14 protein-coding genes and 1 tRNA gene are annotated in these 15,290 nt (G+C 64.4%); 6 read left to right on the forward strand and 9 right to left on the reverse strand.

Going from position 1 to position 15,290, the window contains the following annotated elements:
- Nucleotides 1-54: 54 nt before the first annotated feature.
- The 4 genes from EWH10_RS03095 to EWH10_RS03110 form a co-directional block, all read right to left on the reverse strand.
- Nucleotides 55-1,377 carry a NupC/NupG family nucleoside CNT transporter gene (locus tag EWH10_RS03095; protein ID WP_044660212.1) on the reverse strand — a complete coding sequence of 441 codons (1,323 nt, stop codon included), beginning with the start codon at nt 1,375-1,377 and terminating at the stop codon, nt 55-57.
- 351 nt (nt 1,378-1,728) lie between these two features.
- Nucleotides 1,729-3,549 carry a translational GTPase TypA gene (gene typA, locus EWH10_RS03100; protein ID WP_025551654.1) on the reverse strand — a complete coding sequence of 607 codons (1,821 nt, stop codon included), beginning with the start codon at nt 3,547-3,549 and terminating at the stop codon, nt 1,729-1,731.
- Nucleotides 3,550-3,670: 121 nt separating this feature from the next.
- Entirely contained in the window at nt 3,671-5,377 is a 1,707-nt protein-coding gene (locus EWH10_RS03105) for a cation acetate symporter (RefSeq protein ID WP_044660213.1), read from the reverse strand.
- Complete coding sequence (locus tag EWH10_RS03110; RefSeq protein WP_025551652.1) at nt 5,374-5,709, reverse strand: DUF485 domain-containing protein; 336 nt, start codon at nt 5,707-5,709, stop codon at nt 5,374-5,376. Before EWH10_RS03110 ends, EWH10_RS03105 begins: the two co-directional genes overlap by 4 nt.
- 153 nt (nt 5,710-5,862) lie before the next feature.
- Between EWH10_RS03110 and EWH10_RS03115 the strand changes: the two genes are divergently transcribed.
- Genes EWH10_RS03115 through EWH10_RS21635 form a run of 3 tightly spaced genes read left to right on the forward strand, consistent with a single transcriptional unit; the run spans nt 5,863 to nt 7,975 of the window.
- On the forward strand, nt 5,863-7,086 hold the full coding sequence (locus EWH10_RS03115) for a toxic anion resistance protein (RefSeq protein WP_044660214.1): 1,224 nt from the start codon (nt 5,863-5,865) through the stop codon (nt 7,084-7,086).
- A 4-nt stretch (nt 7,087-7,090) separates the two neighbouring features.
- Nucleotides 7,091-7,804, forward strand: a complete 714-nt coding sequence (locus tag EWH10_RS03120; protein ID WP_025551648.1) for a hypothetical protein — start codon at nt 7,091-7,093, stop codon at nt 7,802-7,804.
- 24 nt (nt 7,805-7,828) lie between these two features.
- A complete protein-coding gene (locus tag EWH10_RS21635) occupies nt 7,829-7,975 on the forward strand; it encodes a hypothetical protein (protein ID WP_162492720.1) in 147 nt (48 codons plus the stop codon).
- Nucleotides 7,976-7,987: 12 nt separating this feature from the next.
- On the opposite strand, the gene EWH10_RS03125 is transcribed toward EWH10_RS21635, so the two are convergent.
- The 4 genes from EWH10_RS03125 to EWH10_RS03140 form a co-directional block, all read right to left on the reverse strand.
- Nucleotides 7,988-8,287, reverse strand: a complete 300-nt coding sequence (locus EWH10_RS03125) for a PilZ domain-containing protein (protein WP_025551646.1) — start codon at nt 8,285-8,287, stop codon at nt 7,988-7,990.
- A gap of 113 nt (nt 8,288-8,400) precedes the next feature.
- Nucleotides 8,401-9,135 carry a class I SAM-dependent methyltransferase gene (locus tag EWH10_RS03130; RefSeq protein ID WP_044660215.1) on the reverse strand — a complete coding sequence of 245 codons (735 nt, stop codon included), beginning with the start codon at nt 9,133-9,135 and terminating at the stop codon, nt 8,401-8,403.
- The gene (gene prfB / locus EWH10_RS03135; RefSeq protein WP_044660216.1) at nt 9,135-10,262 is read right to left on the reverse strand and encodes a peptide chain release factor 2; all 1,128 of its coding nucleotides are present in this window, start codon (nt 10,260-10,262) and stop codon (nt 9,135-9,137) included. The genes EWH10_RS03130 and prfB overlap by 1 nt, the downstream gene beginning before the upstream one ends.
- A 182-nt stretch (nt 10,263-10,444) precedes the next feature.
- A complete protein-coding gene (locus EWH10_RS03140; protein ID WP_044660217.1) occupies nt 10,445-11,338 on the reverse strand; it encodes an N-formylglutamate amidohydrolase in 894 nt (297 codons plus the stop codon).
- Nucleotides 11,339-11,487: 149 nt separating this feature from the next.
- Here EWH10_RS03140 and cpdR point away from each other — a divergent pair, with 149 nt between their 5' ends.
- Nucleotides 11,488-11,865, forward strand: coding sequence for a cell cycle two-component system response regulator CpdR (gene cpdR, locus EWH10_RS03145; RefSeq protein ID WP_025551641.1), 378 nt, complete (start codon nt 11,488-11,490; stop codon nt 11,863-11,865).
- Here cpdR and EWH10_RS03150 read toward each other — a convergent pair.
- Entirely contained in the window at nt 11,862-13,196 is a 1,335-nt protein-coding gene (locus EWH10_RS03150) for a dicarboxylate/amino acid:cation symporter (protein WP_044660218.1), read from the reverse strand. The genes cpdR and EWH10_RS03150 overlap by 4 nt on opposite strands.
- 128 nt (nt 13,197-13,324) lie before the next feature.
- Between EWH10_RS03150 and EWH10_RS03155 the strand changes: the two genes are divergently transcribed.
- Nucleotides 13,325-13,399 (forward strand) — tRNA-Val (locus EWH10_RS03155).
- A 410-nt stretch (nt 13,400-13,809) separates the two neighbouring features.
- Nucleotides 13,810-14,946: a tyrosine-type recombinase/integrase gene (locus tag EWH10_RS03160; RefSeq protein WP_229742375.1), complete on the forward strand. Its 1,137-nt coding sequence runs from the start codon at nt 13,810-13,812 to the stop codon at nt 14,944-14,946.
- Nucleotides 14,947-15,290 lie beyond the last annotated feature (344 nt).

Consider the following 15,290-nt stretch of genomic DNA (forward strand, 5'->3'; position numbering starts at 1 on the left):
CCATAGCCGATCCTGCCAGCGACGGGTAGAACTTTCGTTATAGAATCGGAACGATCATCGCAGGCTGAGCATCAGGCCCGCCAGCGCCGCGCTCATCAGATTGGCGAGGCTGCCCGCCACCAGCGCCTTTAGCCCCAGCCGGGCGATCACCGGCCGCTGGTTGGGCGCGAGATTGCCGGTGACGGCCATCTGGATCGCGATCGAACTGAAATTGGCGAAGCCGCAGAGCGCGAAGGTGACGATGGCGACGGTCGCCGGCGACAGCGCGCCCTGCGCCTGGCCGAGATTGATATAGGCGACGAACTCGTTGAGCACGACCTTGGTGCCGAACAGCCCGCCCGCGATCTGCGCCTCATTCCAGGGAATGTTGAGCAGATACATGACCGGAGAGAAGAGATAGCCGAGCAGTTGCTGGAAGCTGAGGTCGGGATAGCCGAACCAGCCGCCGACGCCGCCGAGGATGCCGTTCGCCAGCGCCACCAGCGCCACGAAGGCCAGCACCATGGCGCCGACCGCGACGGCCAGCTTCACCCCGGTCTGCGCGCCCTGGGCTGCGGCCATGATGAGGTTGGCGGGCTTTTCCTCGTCATGGGTGGCGGGCGGCATCGGTTCGCCCGGCGTTCCCCCCGGCAGCAGCGCGGCGGGGCCGGTGTCGCCGATCCGGCTTTCGGGCAGGACGACTTCGGGATGATCGCCCAGGGGGAGTTCGGGCTCGCGCTCCGGCTCGTCGGGCATCATGATCTTCGCCATCAGCAGGCCGCCGGGCGCGGACATGAAGCTGGCCGCCAGCAGATAGTCGATCTTGATCCCCATCGAGGCATAGGCGGCCAGGATCGTGCCCGCGACGCCCGCCATGCCGCTGGTCATGACGGCGAAGAGTTGGGGCGGGGTCAGGCCCGCCAGATAGGGGCGGATGACGAGCGGGCTCTCGCTCTGCCCCACGAAGATATTGGCGGCGGCGCAGAGGCTTTCGACCTTGGACACGCCCGTCACCTTCTCGATCGCGCCGCCGACCCAGCGCACGATCTGCTGCATGATGCCCAGATGATAGAGGATCGACACCAGGCTGGCGAAGAAGATGATGACAGGCAGCGCGGCGATGGCGAAGCTCGCGCCGCCGATCTCCGGTTTCGCGAGCGGGCCGAAGATGAAGTCCGTTCCCGCCTGCGCATAGCCGAGCAGATTGGCGACGCCGTGCGACATACCCGCGATCACGGCGCGCCCGGCGGGGGCATAGAGCACCAGCAGCGCAATGCCCGCCTGCAGCAGGAAAGCCGCGCCCACGACGCGAAGCCGGATGGCGCGGCGGTCGGAGGAAAGGGCGAAGGCAATGGCAAGGATCAGCGCGATACCGGCTAGGCCAATGAGAAGATGCATGAAAAGCTTTCGCGGGAAGAACGAACGGCGCGACCATAGAGACGCCGCAACGGCGAGGCCAGTAGCTTTACGCCAGTAACTTTACGATGGTGCAAATGCGTTTGGGCGAGATGTCCGGGTGGATTGCGGACATTCCCCCTCCCGCAGGCGGGAGGGGGTTAGGGGGTGGGCTGACGCGGCATCTGCGCTGTTTTGCAACGGCTAAGTCAGAAGCTCGCTACGCTCGCGCCCACCCCTAACCCCTCCCGCCTGCGGGAGGGGAATGTCTTGGATTGGCCATCGTCAGACTCCCGAAGCAAAAAGGGCCGGCGTCTCGCGACGCCGGCCCTTTTCTCATCCATCGAAATCCGGTCAGGCGGCAGCCTTGGCCCGCGACATGCGCTTGCGCTCGTTCGGGTCGAGATAGCGCTTGCGCAGGCGGATATTCTTCGGCGTCACCTCGACCATTTCATCGTCGTCGATATAGGCGATGGCCTGTTCCAGCGTCATCTTCCAGGGCGGGGTCAGGCGGATGCTGTCGTCCTTGCCCGAAGCGCGGAAGTTGGTCAGCGCCTTCGACTTCATCGGGTTGACTTCCAGGTCTTCCGGCTTGGCGTTCTGGCCGATGATCATGCCTTCGTAGAGCGCCTCGCCCACCCCGACCATCAATATGCCGCGTTCTTCCAGCGGGCCAAGGGCGTAGGCCACAGCCTCGCCCGCGCCGTTGGAGATCAGCACGCCATTCTTGCGGCCTTCGATATTGCCCTTGTGCGGGCCGTATTTTTCGAACAGCCGGTTCATGATGCCGGTGCCGCGCGTGTCGGACAGGAATTCGCCATGATAGCCGATCAGGCCGCGCGAGGGCGCCGAGAAGGTGATGCGGGTCTTGCCGCCGCCCGATGGGCGCATGTCGGTCATTTCCGCCTTGCGCTGGTTCATCTTGTCGACGACCGTGCTGGAAAATTCATCGTCCACGTCGATGACGACGGTTTCATAGGGTTCGGTCTTGTTGCCGTTCTCATCCTCGCCGAACAGCACGCGGGGGCGGGAGATGCCGAGTTCGAAGCCTTCGCGGCGCATGGTTTCGATGAGGACGCCAAGCTGGAGTTCGCCGCGACCGGCAACTTCGAAGCTGTCCTTGTCGGCCGATTCGGTCACCTTGATCGCGACATTGCTTTCCGCTTCGCGCATCAGGCGGTCGCGGATCATGCGGCTCGTCACCTTGCTGCCTTCGCGGCCCGCCATGGGCGAATCGTTCACCGCAAAGCGCATCGACAGGGTCGGCGGATCGATCGGCTGGGCCTTGATCGCGGTGTTGATCGACGGATCGGCGATGGTGTTCGCCACGGTGGCGACGGTCAGGCCCGCAAGGCTGATGATGTCGCCCGCCTTCGCCTCTTCCACCGGCACGCGGTCCAGTCCACGGAAGGACAGGATCTTCGAGGCGCGGCCGGTTTCCAGCACATTGCCGTCGGCGTCGATGGCGTGGATCGGCTGGTTGACCTTCAGCGTGCCGGAATTGACCCGGCCGGTCAGGATGCGGCCCAGGAAGTTGTCGCGGTCGAGCAGCGTCACCAGGAAGCTGAACGGCGCATCTTCGTCCAGCGCCGGAGGCGGCACATGGTCGACGATCTTCTGGAACAGCGGCTCCAGCGTGCCCGAACGCAGCGACGGGTCTTCATTGGCATAGCCGTTGCGGCCCGACGCATAGAGCACCGGGAAGTCGAGCTGCTCGTCGGTGGCGTCCAGCGTCACGAACAGGTCGAACACCTCGTCCAGCACTTCCTGGATGCGTTCGTCCGGGCGGTCGATCTTGTTGACGACGACGATGGGGCGAAGACCCAGGGCCAGCGCCTTGCCGGTCACGAACTTGGTCTGCGGCATCGCGCCTTCCGACGAATCGACCAGCAGGATCACGCCGTCGACCATGGACAGGATGCGCTCCACCTCGCCGCCGAAGTCGGCGTGGCCGGGCGTGTCGACGATGTTGATGCGGGTGCCGTTCCATTCGACCGAGGTGGGCTTCGCCAGGATGGTGATGCCGCGTTCCTTTTCCAGGTCGTTCGAATCCATCGCCCGTTCCTCGACGCGCTGGTTGTCGCGGAAGGTGCCGGACTGGCGGAAAAGCTGGTCGACGAGCGTGGTCTTGCCATGGTCGACGTGCGCGATGATCGCGATGTTACGCAGGGACATGCAACTGCCTTCGGGATTTAAGGTTTCCCGGCCGGCACCGCGCCTGCTCAGGACTATCGGGCGCGCCCCTACAGGAAATGACGCGCTGCGGCAAGGGCGGCGCGACGGCCGGCGGAAGCGTTCAGTGGTCCGACGCGGCGAAGGCGCCGATCCCCGTTTCCGCCCGCACCCGCTGCGCCGGATAGCCCGCCTTGTCCACCGCCGCGCGGGGCGAGCGGTCGAGCAGCGAGATCAGCCAGATCGAAAGGAAACCCGCCGGAACCGAAAAGATCGCCGCCGAGCTGTACGGAAAAGGCGCCGGTCCCAGATCGAAGGTGGCCGTCCAGACCGCGGGGGACAGCAGGGTCAGCACGAAGGCGGTCAGCAAGCCGATGGTCCCGCCCCATGCCGCGCCACGGGTGGTGCACCCGCTCCAGAGCAGCGAGAGGATCAGCACCGGGAAATTGCCCGACGCCGCCAGCGCGAAGGCAAGGCTGACCATGAACGCCACATTCTGCTTCTCGAACACCAGCCCCAACAGCACCGCCAGCGCGCCCAGCGCCAGCGTGGTCAACCGCGACACGCGCAGTTCGTCCGCCGAACCCGCCCGGCCATGTTTGAACACCGTGGCGTAGAGATCATGGCTGACCGCCGACGCCGCCGAGAGCGTCAGCCCCGCCACCACGGCGAGGATGGTCGCGAAGGCCACCGCCGAAATGAAGCCCAGAAAGGCATTGCCGCCGATCGCATGGGCCAGATGGATCGCCGCCATGTTGCCGCCGCCGCGCAGCGCGCCCTCCCCGTCCAGATAGCTGGGCTCCGTTCCCACCAGCACGATCGCGCCGAAACCGATGATGAAGGTCAGGATGTAGAAATAGCCGATCCACCCGGTCGCCCAGAGCACCGACTTGCGCGCTTCCTTCGCATCCGGAACGGTGAAGAAACGCATCAATATGTGCGGCAGGCCCGCCGTCCCCAGCATCAGCGCGAGGCCGAAGGAAATGGCCGAGACGGGGTCCTTGATGAAATTGCCCGGCGCCATGATGGACCGCCCCCGTTCCGCCGCTTCGGCCATGGTCGCCCCGCCGGACAGGGCGGCCTGGCGCTTCACCTCCACCGCGCGGGCGAACAGCGCTTCAAGGCTGAAGCCCATCTGCGCCAGCACCATCAGCGCCATGAAGCTGGCGCCGCCCAGCAGCAGCACCGCCTTGATGATCTGCACCCAGGTCGTCGCGCGCATGCCGCCGAACAGGACATAGAGCATCATCAGCGCGCCGACGATCACCACCGCCACGGCATAGGGCAGGCCGAACAATAATTTGATGAGCTGCCCCGCCCCCACCATCTGCGCGATCAGGTAGAAGCTGACGACCAACAGCGTGCTGACCGCCGCGAAGCTACGCACCGGCGGCTGGGCGAAGCGGTAGGAGGCGACATCGGCAAAGGTGAAGCGCCCAAGATTGCGAAGCCGTTCCGCCATCAGGAACAGCAGGATCGGCCAGCCGACCAGAAATCCGGTGGAATAGATCAGACCGTCATAGCCGTCGTTGAAGATCTGCGCCGAAATGCCGAGGAAGGAGGCCGCCGACATATAGTCGCCTGCCATGGCGAGACCGTTCTGGAAACCGCTGATCCCGCCCCCCGCCGTATAGAAATCGGAAGCGGTACGGGTGCGCGCCGCCGCCGCCTTGGTGATCCAGAGCGTCAGCCCGACAAAGGCGACGAACATGAGGATCGCGACCCAGTTGACGGGCTGGCGCTGCGCCTCCCCCTCCAGCGCCGCTGCGAACGCGGGGAGCGGGAGAAGCATGATGGAGGCGGTGGCAAGCGCGGCAAGCCAAGCCTTCATGCGACGCGATCCTGGAAGCCGTGGTCGATCAGGAGGGCCGCCATCCGGGCGTCATGGTGGCGGTTGGCATAGGCGACATAAACGCCGGTCAGCGCAATCGCGAGCAGGATGAGGCCAAGCCCGACCGGAATGCCGATCGACGTCACGCCCGGGCCGACGGGCATGCCCAGCAGCGCCTTGTCGAAGGCGATCAGCAACAGATAACCGACGAAAGCGAAGAAGATGATGGCGGACAACAGCCAGCCGATCTTCGCCCGACGCGCCACCAGCCGGGCATAGCGCGGATCGGCCGCCACGGCTGCGATCCTCTGTTCGTCCGGTCCGTCGCTCATGCGCCCTCCTTCGTCCTTTCGGCCATGCTAGCCGCGCGCCGGGCGATTGCAATGGCAAGCGCGGAGGCTTTATAGCTCGCATCATGGACTTGCGGGCCAACTGTTCTATGCACATATAACAGTTCGAACCGCCCTTGGCCCCTGGGAGATGACATGGCTTCGACCGCGCCGACCGCCACCGCCACGACCTCTGGCGACACGCTGAACCTGACGCCGCCCGACCCGGTGCCGCCGGTCGCGCCCGAAAAGGCCGCCGGGCTGGTGCCGCTGGATGACGAGAAACGGTCGAAGCTGGACGAGAAGGTCGATGCCTTCATCGACGATCTGGTCGCGCAGGACGCCAATTCGCCCGAATTCGGCCAGCGGGTCGACCAGCTCACCAATATGGGGCGCAAGGAAATCGCGGAGGCGGCCGGGCACAGCAACCGATTCCTCGACCGGCCGGTGCGGGCGATGGACAGCGACAACAAGGTCGGCGTCGACCTGGCGGAGCTGCGCCGGACCATCGAGGATCTCGACCCCGGCAAGCGCGGCAGCCTGACCGCGCCGAAGAAGCTGTTCGGCCTCATCCCCTTCGGCAACCGGATGCGCGACTATTTCGACAGCTACAAGAGCGCGCAGAGCCATATCAATTCGATCCTGGGCTCCCTCGCCAGCGGCAAGGACGTGCTGATCAAGGACAATGCCGCGATCGATGTAGAGCGGCAGAATATGTGGCAGACGATGGGCCGTCTGGAGCAGATGATCCACATCAGCAAGACGCTCGACGCCCGGCTGGAAGCCAAGGCGCTGGAACTGGATTCGACCGACGCCGCGAAAGCCAAGGCGATCCGGGAGAGCGCGCTCTTCTACATCCGCCAGCGCACGCAGGACCTGCTGACGCAGATGGCGGTGACGGTGCAGGGCTATCTGGCGCTGGACCTCGTCAAGAAGAACAATGTCGAGCTGGTGAAGGGCGTCGACCGCGCCAGCACCACGACCGTCGCCGCGCTGCGCACCGCCGTCACCGTGGCGCAGGCGCTGGTCGGGCAGAAGCTGGTGCTGGAACAGATCACCGCGCTCAACACGACGACCGCGAACATGATCGATTCGACCGGCGAGATGCTGAAGAACCAGACGGCGCAGATTCACGAGCAGGCCGCATCCAGCACCATTCCCATCGAGACGCTGCAACGCGCCTTTCAGAATATCTACGACACGATGGACAATATCGACACGTTCAAGCTGAAGGCGCTGGAGAATATGAAGACGACGGTGAACACGCTGTCGAACGAGGTCGAGAAGTCCAAGGGCTATATCGCGCGCGCCGAAGGGCAGGCGCAGGCGGCAAGCCAGGCCCGTGCCGACAATCCGTTGCTGAGTTCCATCGAGGCGTGAGGGGATGAGCCGTTCCGACCGCGTGCTGGCCGATGCGGAGGCGGTTCTGCGCCGCCATAGCGAGCGCGGGCAAAGCCTGTCGGCGCGGGCCCGGCAGCGGCGCAACGCGGCGCTGATGCGGAAGGTCAAATATGCCTTCTGGGCGGTGACTGCGGTCCTGATCGGCAGCGCAGTGGCGGGTTTCGTGACCCCGCTGGGCACGACCGGGGTGATGATCGCGCTGGGGGCGATGCTGGCGGCCCTGCTGCTGGTCGCCATGCTTCCCGGCGAAAAAAGGGTGCGGACAGAGGCGCTGGCGGATACGGCGCTCACCGCCCTGCCCCTGCAAACCGAAATCTGGCTGGAGAATCAGCGCAAGGCCCTGCCCGCGCCGGCCGTCACGCTGGTCGACAGCATCGGCGTCAAGCTGGAAACCCTGGCGCCGCAACTCGAACGGCTGGGCGATCAGGACCCGGCGGCGCAGGAAATCCGCAAATTGCTGGCCGATCACCTGCCCGAACTCGTCACCGGCTACCAATCCATTCCCGAGCCGCTTCGGCGGGAGGAGCGCAATGGGCGCGTTCCCGAACGGCAATTGATCGACGGACTGGGCGTGATCGACGCGGAAATCGCGCGGATGAGCGAAAATCTGGCGAGCGGCGACCTCGACAAGCTGGCGGTGCAGAACCGCTTCCTGGAACTCAAATATCAGGAAGCGAAGGAACTTGGGCAGGACTGACGTCTTCCTACAGTGATGATCCATTTGACGCTGATCATCGTCGATTTCCTCACCGGACTGCTGGCGGCCGGCGCCTGGGCGCTGGCGAGCGCGGGCGGAGCCATTGCGGCGCTTGTCGGCGGCGGACTGCTGGGCGCGTCGCTGTTCCGGAAATGGCGGCAAAAGGGCTGAAGGCAAGGGGTGTCAGACGCCTTCGATCAGCACATCCATGGCATGGCGGGTCAAAGGTTCGCTGAAACGTATGCCGAAGCGCTTGCCCTCGGCCCACATGACGCGACCGCTCGCCTGCACGCCCAATGCCTCGACCATGAGGTAGGTGCCGGTCGTCGGCGGGGTTTCGCAATGGGCCAGCGCGCCCGAGCTGGAAAGGTCCAGAAAATGGGCCCGCGCCGCCGTGCCGCCGAAACGCAGCGCAACCGGCCCGAACATCTTGTGGCGCGGGTCGAGCCGCCGCTGCCCCGCGGCGCCAGTCAGGTCTGTCATATCCTGCCCTCTCCCCAAGGCATCAGGTCGTCCAATGGTCAACGCATCATAGAATCGCTGGCAGCGCATTAACCATAATCCGCGCCAAGAAAAGCCTCCCGGCGACAGGAAGGTCAGGACCGAAGGGCGCAGGGAACGATGGAGGAAGGTTCGGGCCGGGCTGCGATGCGCTTGAACCGGGCGAAATAGCCCCCGGCCGTCGGCTTCGGGATGAGTTCCTCCAGCCGGAACCCCATGGCGGCCAGTTCGCAGGCGAGCAGGCGCGGCGGCGTTCCATGCTGGTCGGTCGGGCGGTTGGCGTCGACCACGATCAGTTCGCCATCCGGCTTGAGCGCGGGACTCAAATGCCAGAGAAAGGCGTAGGGCTCCGCGATCTCATGGTACATATGCACCATGAGGATACGGTCGAAGCTGTTTTCCGGCAGCTTCGGGTCCTCCGGCGCGCCCAGACGGACGCTGACATTGCGCCAGTCCTCCCGGGTGATGCGCCGGGACAGGGCCTCGATCACTTCGGGCATGATGTCCTCCGCCAGGACCCGGCCGCTGTCGCCCACCCTCCTGGCGAGGCGAACCGTATAATAGCCTTCGCCCGCGCCGATGTCCGCGACCGTCATGCCGGTGCGGATGCCGGCCCGGTTCATGATGTCCTCCGCCTCGTTCACCCGGTCGCGCGCCTCCTCGCTGGACCAGCGGGTGGACACGATCGGCGCGACCGGGCGGTCGGCGCGCGGAAAGGCGCGAGCGCCTGCCGGGCGGTCGCCATTGCCGTCCGACGAAAACGGGCCGCAGCCCGCCAGCAGGAACAGGCATGCTGTCAGTGTTCCGGCCGCCAGCGCCGGAGCTTTCATCAGTCGACGTCCTCCACATCGACCTTCTCGCCCGTCACCTTCTGGCTGAGCGCGGCGGCCATGAAGGGATCGAGCGCGCCGTCCAGCACATCGTCGGGCGAGGTGGAGGTGACGCCCGTGCGCAGATCCTTCACGAGCTGATAGGGCTGGAGCACATAGGAGCGGATCTGGTGGCCCCAGCCGATCTCCGTCTTGGCCTGATATTCGCCCGAGGCGGCTTCTTCGCGGCGGCGCAGTTCCGCTTCGTAAAGGCGCGCCTTCAGCATGTTCATGGCCGTGGCGCGGTTCTTGTGCTGCGACCGGTCATTCTGGCTGGCGACGATGATGCCCGAGGGGACGTGGGTGATGCGGACGGCGGAGTCGGTGGTGTTGACGTGCTGCCCGCCCGCGCCCGAGGCGCGATAAGTGTCGATCTTGAGGTCGCTTTCATTCACCTCTATCTCGATATTGTCGTCGATCACCGGATAGACCCAGACCGACGAGAAGCTGGTGTGGCGGCGCGCCGAACTGTCATAGGGGCTGATGCGCACCAGCCGGTGCACCCCGCTTTCGGTCTTGGCATAGCCATAGGCATTCTCGCCCTTGAACAGGAAGGTGGCGGACTTGATGCCGGCCTGATCGCCCGCCTGATAGTCGACCAGTTCGACCTTGTAGCCGCGCCGTTCCGCCCAGCGGCGGTACATGCGGCTGAGCATCTCCGCCCAGTCCTGGCTTTCCGTGCCGCCCGCGCCCGCGTGGATTTCCAGATAGGTGTCGCTGGCGTCGGCCTCGCCCGCCAGCAGCGCCTTGATCTTGTCCTCGTCCGCGCGGTCGGCCAGCGCCTTCAGCGACGCGATGGCTTCGGTCACCATATCCTCATCGCCTTCGGCGTCGGCCATTTCGATGAGTTCGGCGGTGTCGGTCTTCTCGCTCTCGATCGCGCGGGTGGCGCCGATGGCGGCGTCCAGCCGGGTGCGTTCGCGCATCACTTCCTGGGCGAGCTTCTGATTGTCCCAGAGGGTCGGGTCCTCGACGCGGGCGTTCAGTTCGTCGAGGCGGCGCAGGGCGCGGTCCCAGTCGAGGAAGCGGCGCAGCAGGTCCAGCGCGGCGTCGATGCGGTCGATATATTGCTGCGCTTCGGCGCGCATGGGAACTCTCCAGAATGTCGGGGCGCTTGGCCGTAGGATCGGCAAACGCATCAAGTGCCTGCCCCTATCCGAGGGCGGCGGATTTGGGAAGATTCAATCCTTGCCGGCGAATGCGCAAGGATCGGATGGAATCAGGCCGAATCCGCCGCTGTCGCAGCCCCGCCTGAAATCATCCCCGCCCATCACTCCGCCGCCATCGCATAGTTCGAGCGCGGCAGTTCATGCGCCAATGCATTCACCATGGCAGCCACCACCTGCTGCAAACGGGCAAGCCCCGGTCCCGGCTGGTCCAGCGAGACGTCCAGATAGAGGCTCCGGTCGCATTCCACCTGGATCGCATAACAGCCATGCGTCGGCCTGCCGTGGCGTTCGACCATATGGTCGCCCGCATAAGGATGATTTTGCGCGACGGCGATGCCGTGGGCGGCGGCGACATCCGCTGCCAGCGTCATCAGCCGAGCCGAGGCGCTGCGGCCGAATCGGTCCCCCAGCACGAGTCCGGGAGCAACCTGCCCCGCGGTGGGCGGGGGAAGCGGCGGCATGGAATGCAGGTCGATCAGGATCGCATGGCCATGGGCATCCCGCGCCGTCCGCATCAATCGCGCGAGCGTCGCATGATAGGGCCTGTGGAACAATTCGATCCGGCGTTCGACCTCCGCCCAGCCCAGCGAGCGCTGCCATAGCTCATGCGCGCCTGGCAAGCGGCGCGGGATCAGGCCAAGCCCGCCCCGCAATTTGGCGCTGCTCTGCAGGGGGACGTCGCGCGGAATGCCGCTGACCATGCCTGCGTCGATCTCCCGCTCATGCCGGTTGAGGTCGATCGTCGCTCGCGGCACCCGCGCCACCAGCACCGGAACGCCCCGTTCGATCAGCGGATAGGCCAGCATGTCCGCCCAGCGATCCTCCAGCCTTTGCAGCACATCCCGCCGCACCCGCGCCTGTGCCAGCAGCCCCTCGTCATAATCCCGCCCCGCATGCGGCACGGAAACGACCACCGGCCCGGCGGGGACGTCGGGTTCGTAAAGATCGTAGGCGGGCGTGGTTTCGGTCGGAACCGGCGGCGCGCTATGTCCCAAGCAAGATCCTTTCACAGGCCGCCGCCCAAAAATGGTTACTCGGCTGGATAATATTTACACCTTGTCGCATATATAGTCGCTTCACGCCATCCGCGAAGGGGGCGATCAGGGGTCGGCCGTCACAGGCCTGGGACGAGACGTACGGGGCAATGGTTCGAATTCTGCTGGCGGAAGATGATGAAAGCATGCGCGCCTATCTGGCCCGCGCGCTGGAACGTTCAGGATATGAAGTCGTCTCCGTCTCCACCGGAGCGCAGGCGGTGCCGCATATCGACAGCGACCGGTTCGACCTGCTGCTGACCGACATCGTCATGCCGGAAATGGATGGGATCGAACTGGCCCAGCATGCCGCCGCCGTGGCGCCCGACATGCGAATCATGTTCATCACCGGCTTTGCCGCCGTCACGCTGAAAGCGGGCAAGGCCGTGCCGCAGGCGAAGGTCCTGTCAAAGCCGTTTCACCTGCGCGACCTGGTGCTGGAGGTCGAGCGCATGTTCGGCACCGAAAGCCTGACCGGCCTCAGCTAGGCCGAGACAACCTCTTCCATATCGGGCGTCGGCGGCAGGGGCTGCCCGGCCATGGCGGCCGCGAACCGTTCCCGGTCCAGCCCCTTTTCCCAAACCGACACCACCACCGTCGCGACCGCATTGCCGATGAAATTGGTGAGGCTGCGGCATTCGCTCATGAAGCGGTCGACGCCCAGGATCAGCGTCATGCCCGCCACCGGCACCGAGGGCACGATGGAAAGCGTCGCTGCGAGCGTGATGAACCCCGCCCCCGTGACGCCTGCGGCCCCCTTGCTGGAAAGCATGGCGACCAGCAGCAGCAATATCTGCTCCTCCAGGCTCAGATGCACATTGGTCGCCTGCGCGATGAACAGCGCCGCCAGCGTCATGTAGATATTCGTGCCGTCCAGGTTGAAGCTGTAGCCGGTCGGCACCACCAGCCCGACCACCGACTTGCGGCACCCGGCGCGCTCCATCTTCTCGATCAGGCTCGGCAGCGCCGCTTCGGAGGAGGAGGTGCCGAGCACCAGCAGCAGTTCCGCCTTCAGGTAGCGGATCAGATGCAGGATGTTGAACCCGGCGAGCCGCGCCACCACGCCCAGCACCACCAGCACGAACAATATCGATGTCAGATAGAAGGTCGCCACCAGCCCGGCCAGATTGGCGAGCGCCCCCACCCCATATTTTCCGATGGTGAAGGCCATCGCGCCGAAAGCACCCAGCGGCGCCGCCTTCATCAGGAAGGACACCAGCTTGAAGATCGCATGGCTGGCCGATTCCAGCACCGTCATCAGCGGATCGGCCCTTTCCCCGATCATGGTGAGCGCGATGCCGAACAGGATGGCGACGAACAACACCTGCAGGATATTATGTCCATCCGCCACGGCGGAGACCAGCGTGCCGGGTATGATGTCCAGCAGGAAACCCGTGAGCGTTCGGTCATGCGCCTGCTGCTGATATTGCGCGACCTTCCCGGCATCCAGCGTCGCCGGGTCGATATTGAGGCCTGCCCCCGGATGGACGACATTGGCGACGATCAACCCGACGATCAGCGCCAGGGTGGAAAAGGTCAGGAAATAGGCGAAGGCCTTGGCCGCGACACGGCCGATCGCGCCCAGCTCCTTCATCCCCGCCACGCCGGTCACGATGGTGAGGAAGATGACGGGCGCGATGATCATCTTGACCAGCTTGATGAAGGCTTCGCCCAGGGGCTGTAGCGCGACGCCGGTTTCGGGAAAGAAATGCCCGATCCCAACGCCAAGGGCGATGGCGATCAGCACCTGAACATAAAGCTGGCGGTAGAATGGCAGGCGGGCGATGGGCTGATCAGACGGCGTGGGCGATGGCAGCATGGCGTTTGGCGTCCCCTTTTCGCACCGCAACATATGACCTGCCGGGCTGCTGTCCAGAAGAATAGCGGCAAGGCTCAATTTCCCGCTTGCGCTCCCTTACACCCCCGGCTATTGGCCCACTCCACCGTGGGCGTGTAGCTCAGTGGTAGAGCACTGTGTTGACATCGCAGGGGTCGCAAGTTCAATCCTTGCCACGCCCACCATCGAAAACCCCGCCAAATCAACGGTTTGGCGGGGTTTTTGTTTGCCTGCCGCAAGCCGTAGCGCCTGGCCATGCCCATCAATTTTTGGGCAAATTCTGGGCAAATCCGGGTCTCTTTGGGCAAATTCTGGGCATGCAAATGCCGGGCGATGGGAGCGAAATCCCGAGTCGCGCACACCGCCGAAATTATCTCGGACTGCAAGCGATTCGCTTAGCTCGGGCTCCAAAAGGGTCGATCCCGCAGCCGCGCAGGAAGCGTATAAACGCTGCTCGCCCATCACGGCCGTTGCCTACCGACGCATCCGTGCACTGCCACGAAGCCGGGCACCTCCATGGAATGGATGATCACCTTGCTGTCGCTTGGCATGCTGTTCCAGTTCAGCATGCGCCCGTACCAATCAGGACGACAGCATGCCCCAGACCTTCATAAAAGCTAACGCGCCTCACGCTGAAGCATTTGGAGCGAAACTCCCGGCGCAAGCGCGCGATCAGATGCAACAGGAAGATAAGATGCTCTCCATTCGAACCCGTGGGAAGAACGGCATTTATTATATCCGAGGTACCGTCACGCTTGGCGACAAGCACATCGACGTCAAGGAGTTCAGTTCAGGTACGAGTGACCGCGATGCTGCGGCGCACCTGATGGCGGAACATGAAACGAAGCTGCGGCACCGGCTGATGTTCGGTCCGGCCGCAATCGTGGCGCAAGGCAAAATAGCCGACGCTTTTGAAAGCTACCTGACCAAGGCGAAGCCCCCCTGCCCGTCCGATGTCCTGCGCATCGGCAAGCTCGATGGCCTGATCGGAGACTTCAGCCTGCGCGAACCCAAGCAGGCCTGGGAGCATTTTCGCCGCGCCTATCTGACCGGCCATGACCCGGCGGGCCAGGATCGCTATCGCGCCGTGTTCCAGGCCGCGATCAACGTCCATCACGACCTGCACGACCTTCCGCCCCTGCGCATCAAGGCGATCCCGTTCGACAATGAACGGGTGCGCTTTCTCAGCAAGGAAGACCGCGACCGGCTGATCGAGGCCTACTCACCGCACATACAGCCGATCATCACCCTGCTCGCCTTCCATGGCCCACGTATCCAGACGGCATTGCAGCTCCCGTGGGGTGTCGAGGGCGTCGATATGGAGCAAGGATCGATCCGGCTTAACCACAGCAAGAATGCCGTCATCCGGTCCGTTCCGATGCATCCCCGCGTCATGGACGTTCTGCGTCCGATCTGGGAGAAGCGAGGGCAGCCGACAAAGGGGCATGTTTTCCTCAACCGGTTGGGCAAGCACTATTCCGACACCCGCAAGGCGAAGATCCCCGGCGGCAACCCGATCAAGAACCAGCACGCCACCGCTTGCAGGCGTGCCGAGATAGAGGATTTCACCGTCCATGACTGGCGACACCACTGGGCATCGCACTGCGTCATGGCCGGGATCGACCTCATCACCATCATGAACATGGGCGGCTGGAAGTCGCTGCGCATGGTCCAGCGCTATTCCAGCGTCAGTGTCGACCACATGCGCGAATCCATCAATAGGCTCAGCTAAAGCGAGCCGCACGTCCGAGAAGGATTTGGGGCAGACCGCACAGTCTGCTCCATTTCCTGCGAGAACCGATAGCCTGGCGAAGCCGCCCATAGGGTGCAGCGCAATCAGAGAAAGCGCCTCGAGAGGTTGTTCAGTGGTTGAGCGAGCGACTGATGGCGGCATGGATTGTAGCCTGCCTCGCGGTCGATACCAGTTGCGGGTGTGAAGCCAGGTCCCCGCGCCTGTTGCGGCGGCCTGATGCATCTCGACAAAGTTTCGGGGGGAATATGAGAGCGGGATACCGCTATCTTCGAACACTTAGAGCGGAATTCCGCTTGATCTTCGAAATTTTTCCTGTAGCGATA

This window comes from Sphingobium fuliginis, from assembly GCF_004152845.1.
GTDB classification, from domain to species: Bacteria; Pseudomonadota; Alphaproteobacteria; order Sphingomonadales; family Sphingomonadaceae; genus Sphingobium; species Sphingobium fuliginis.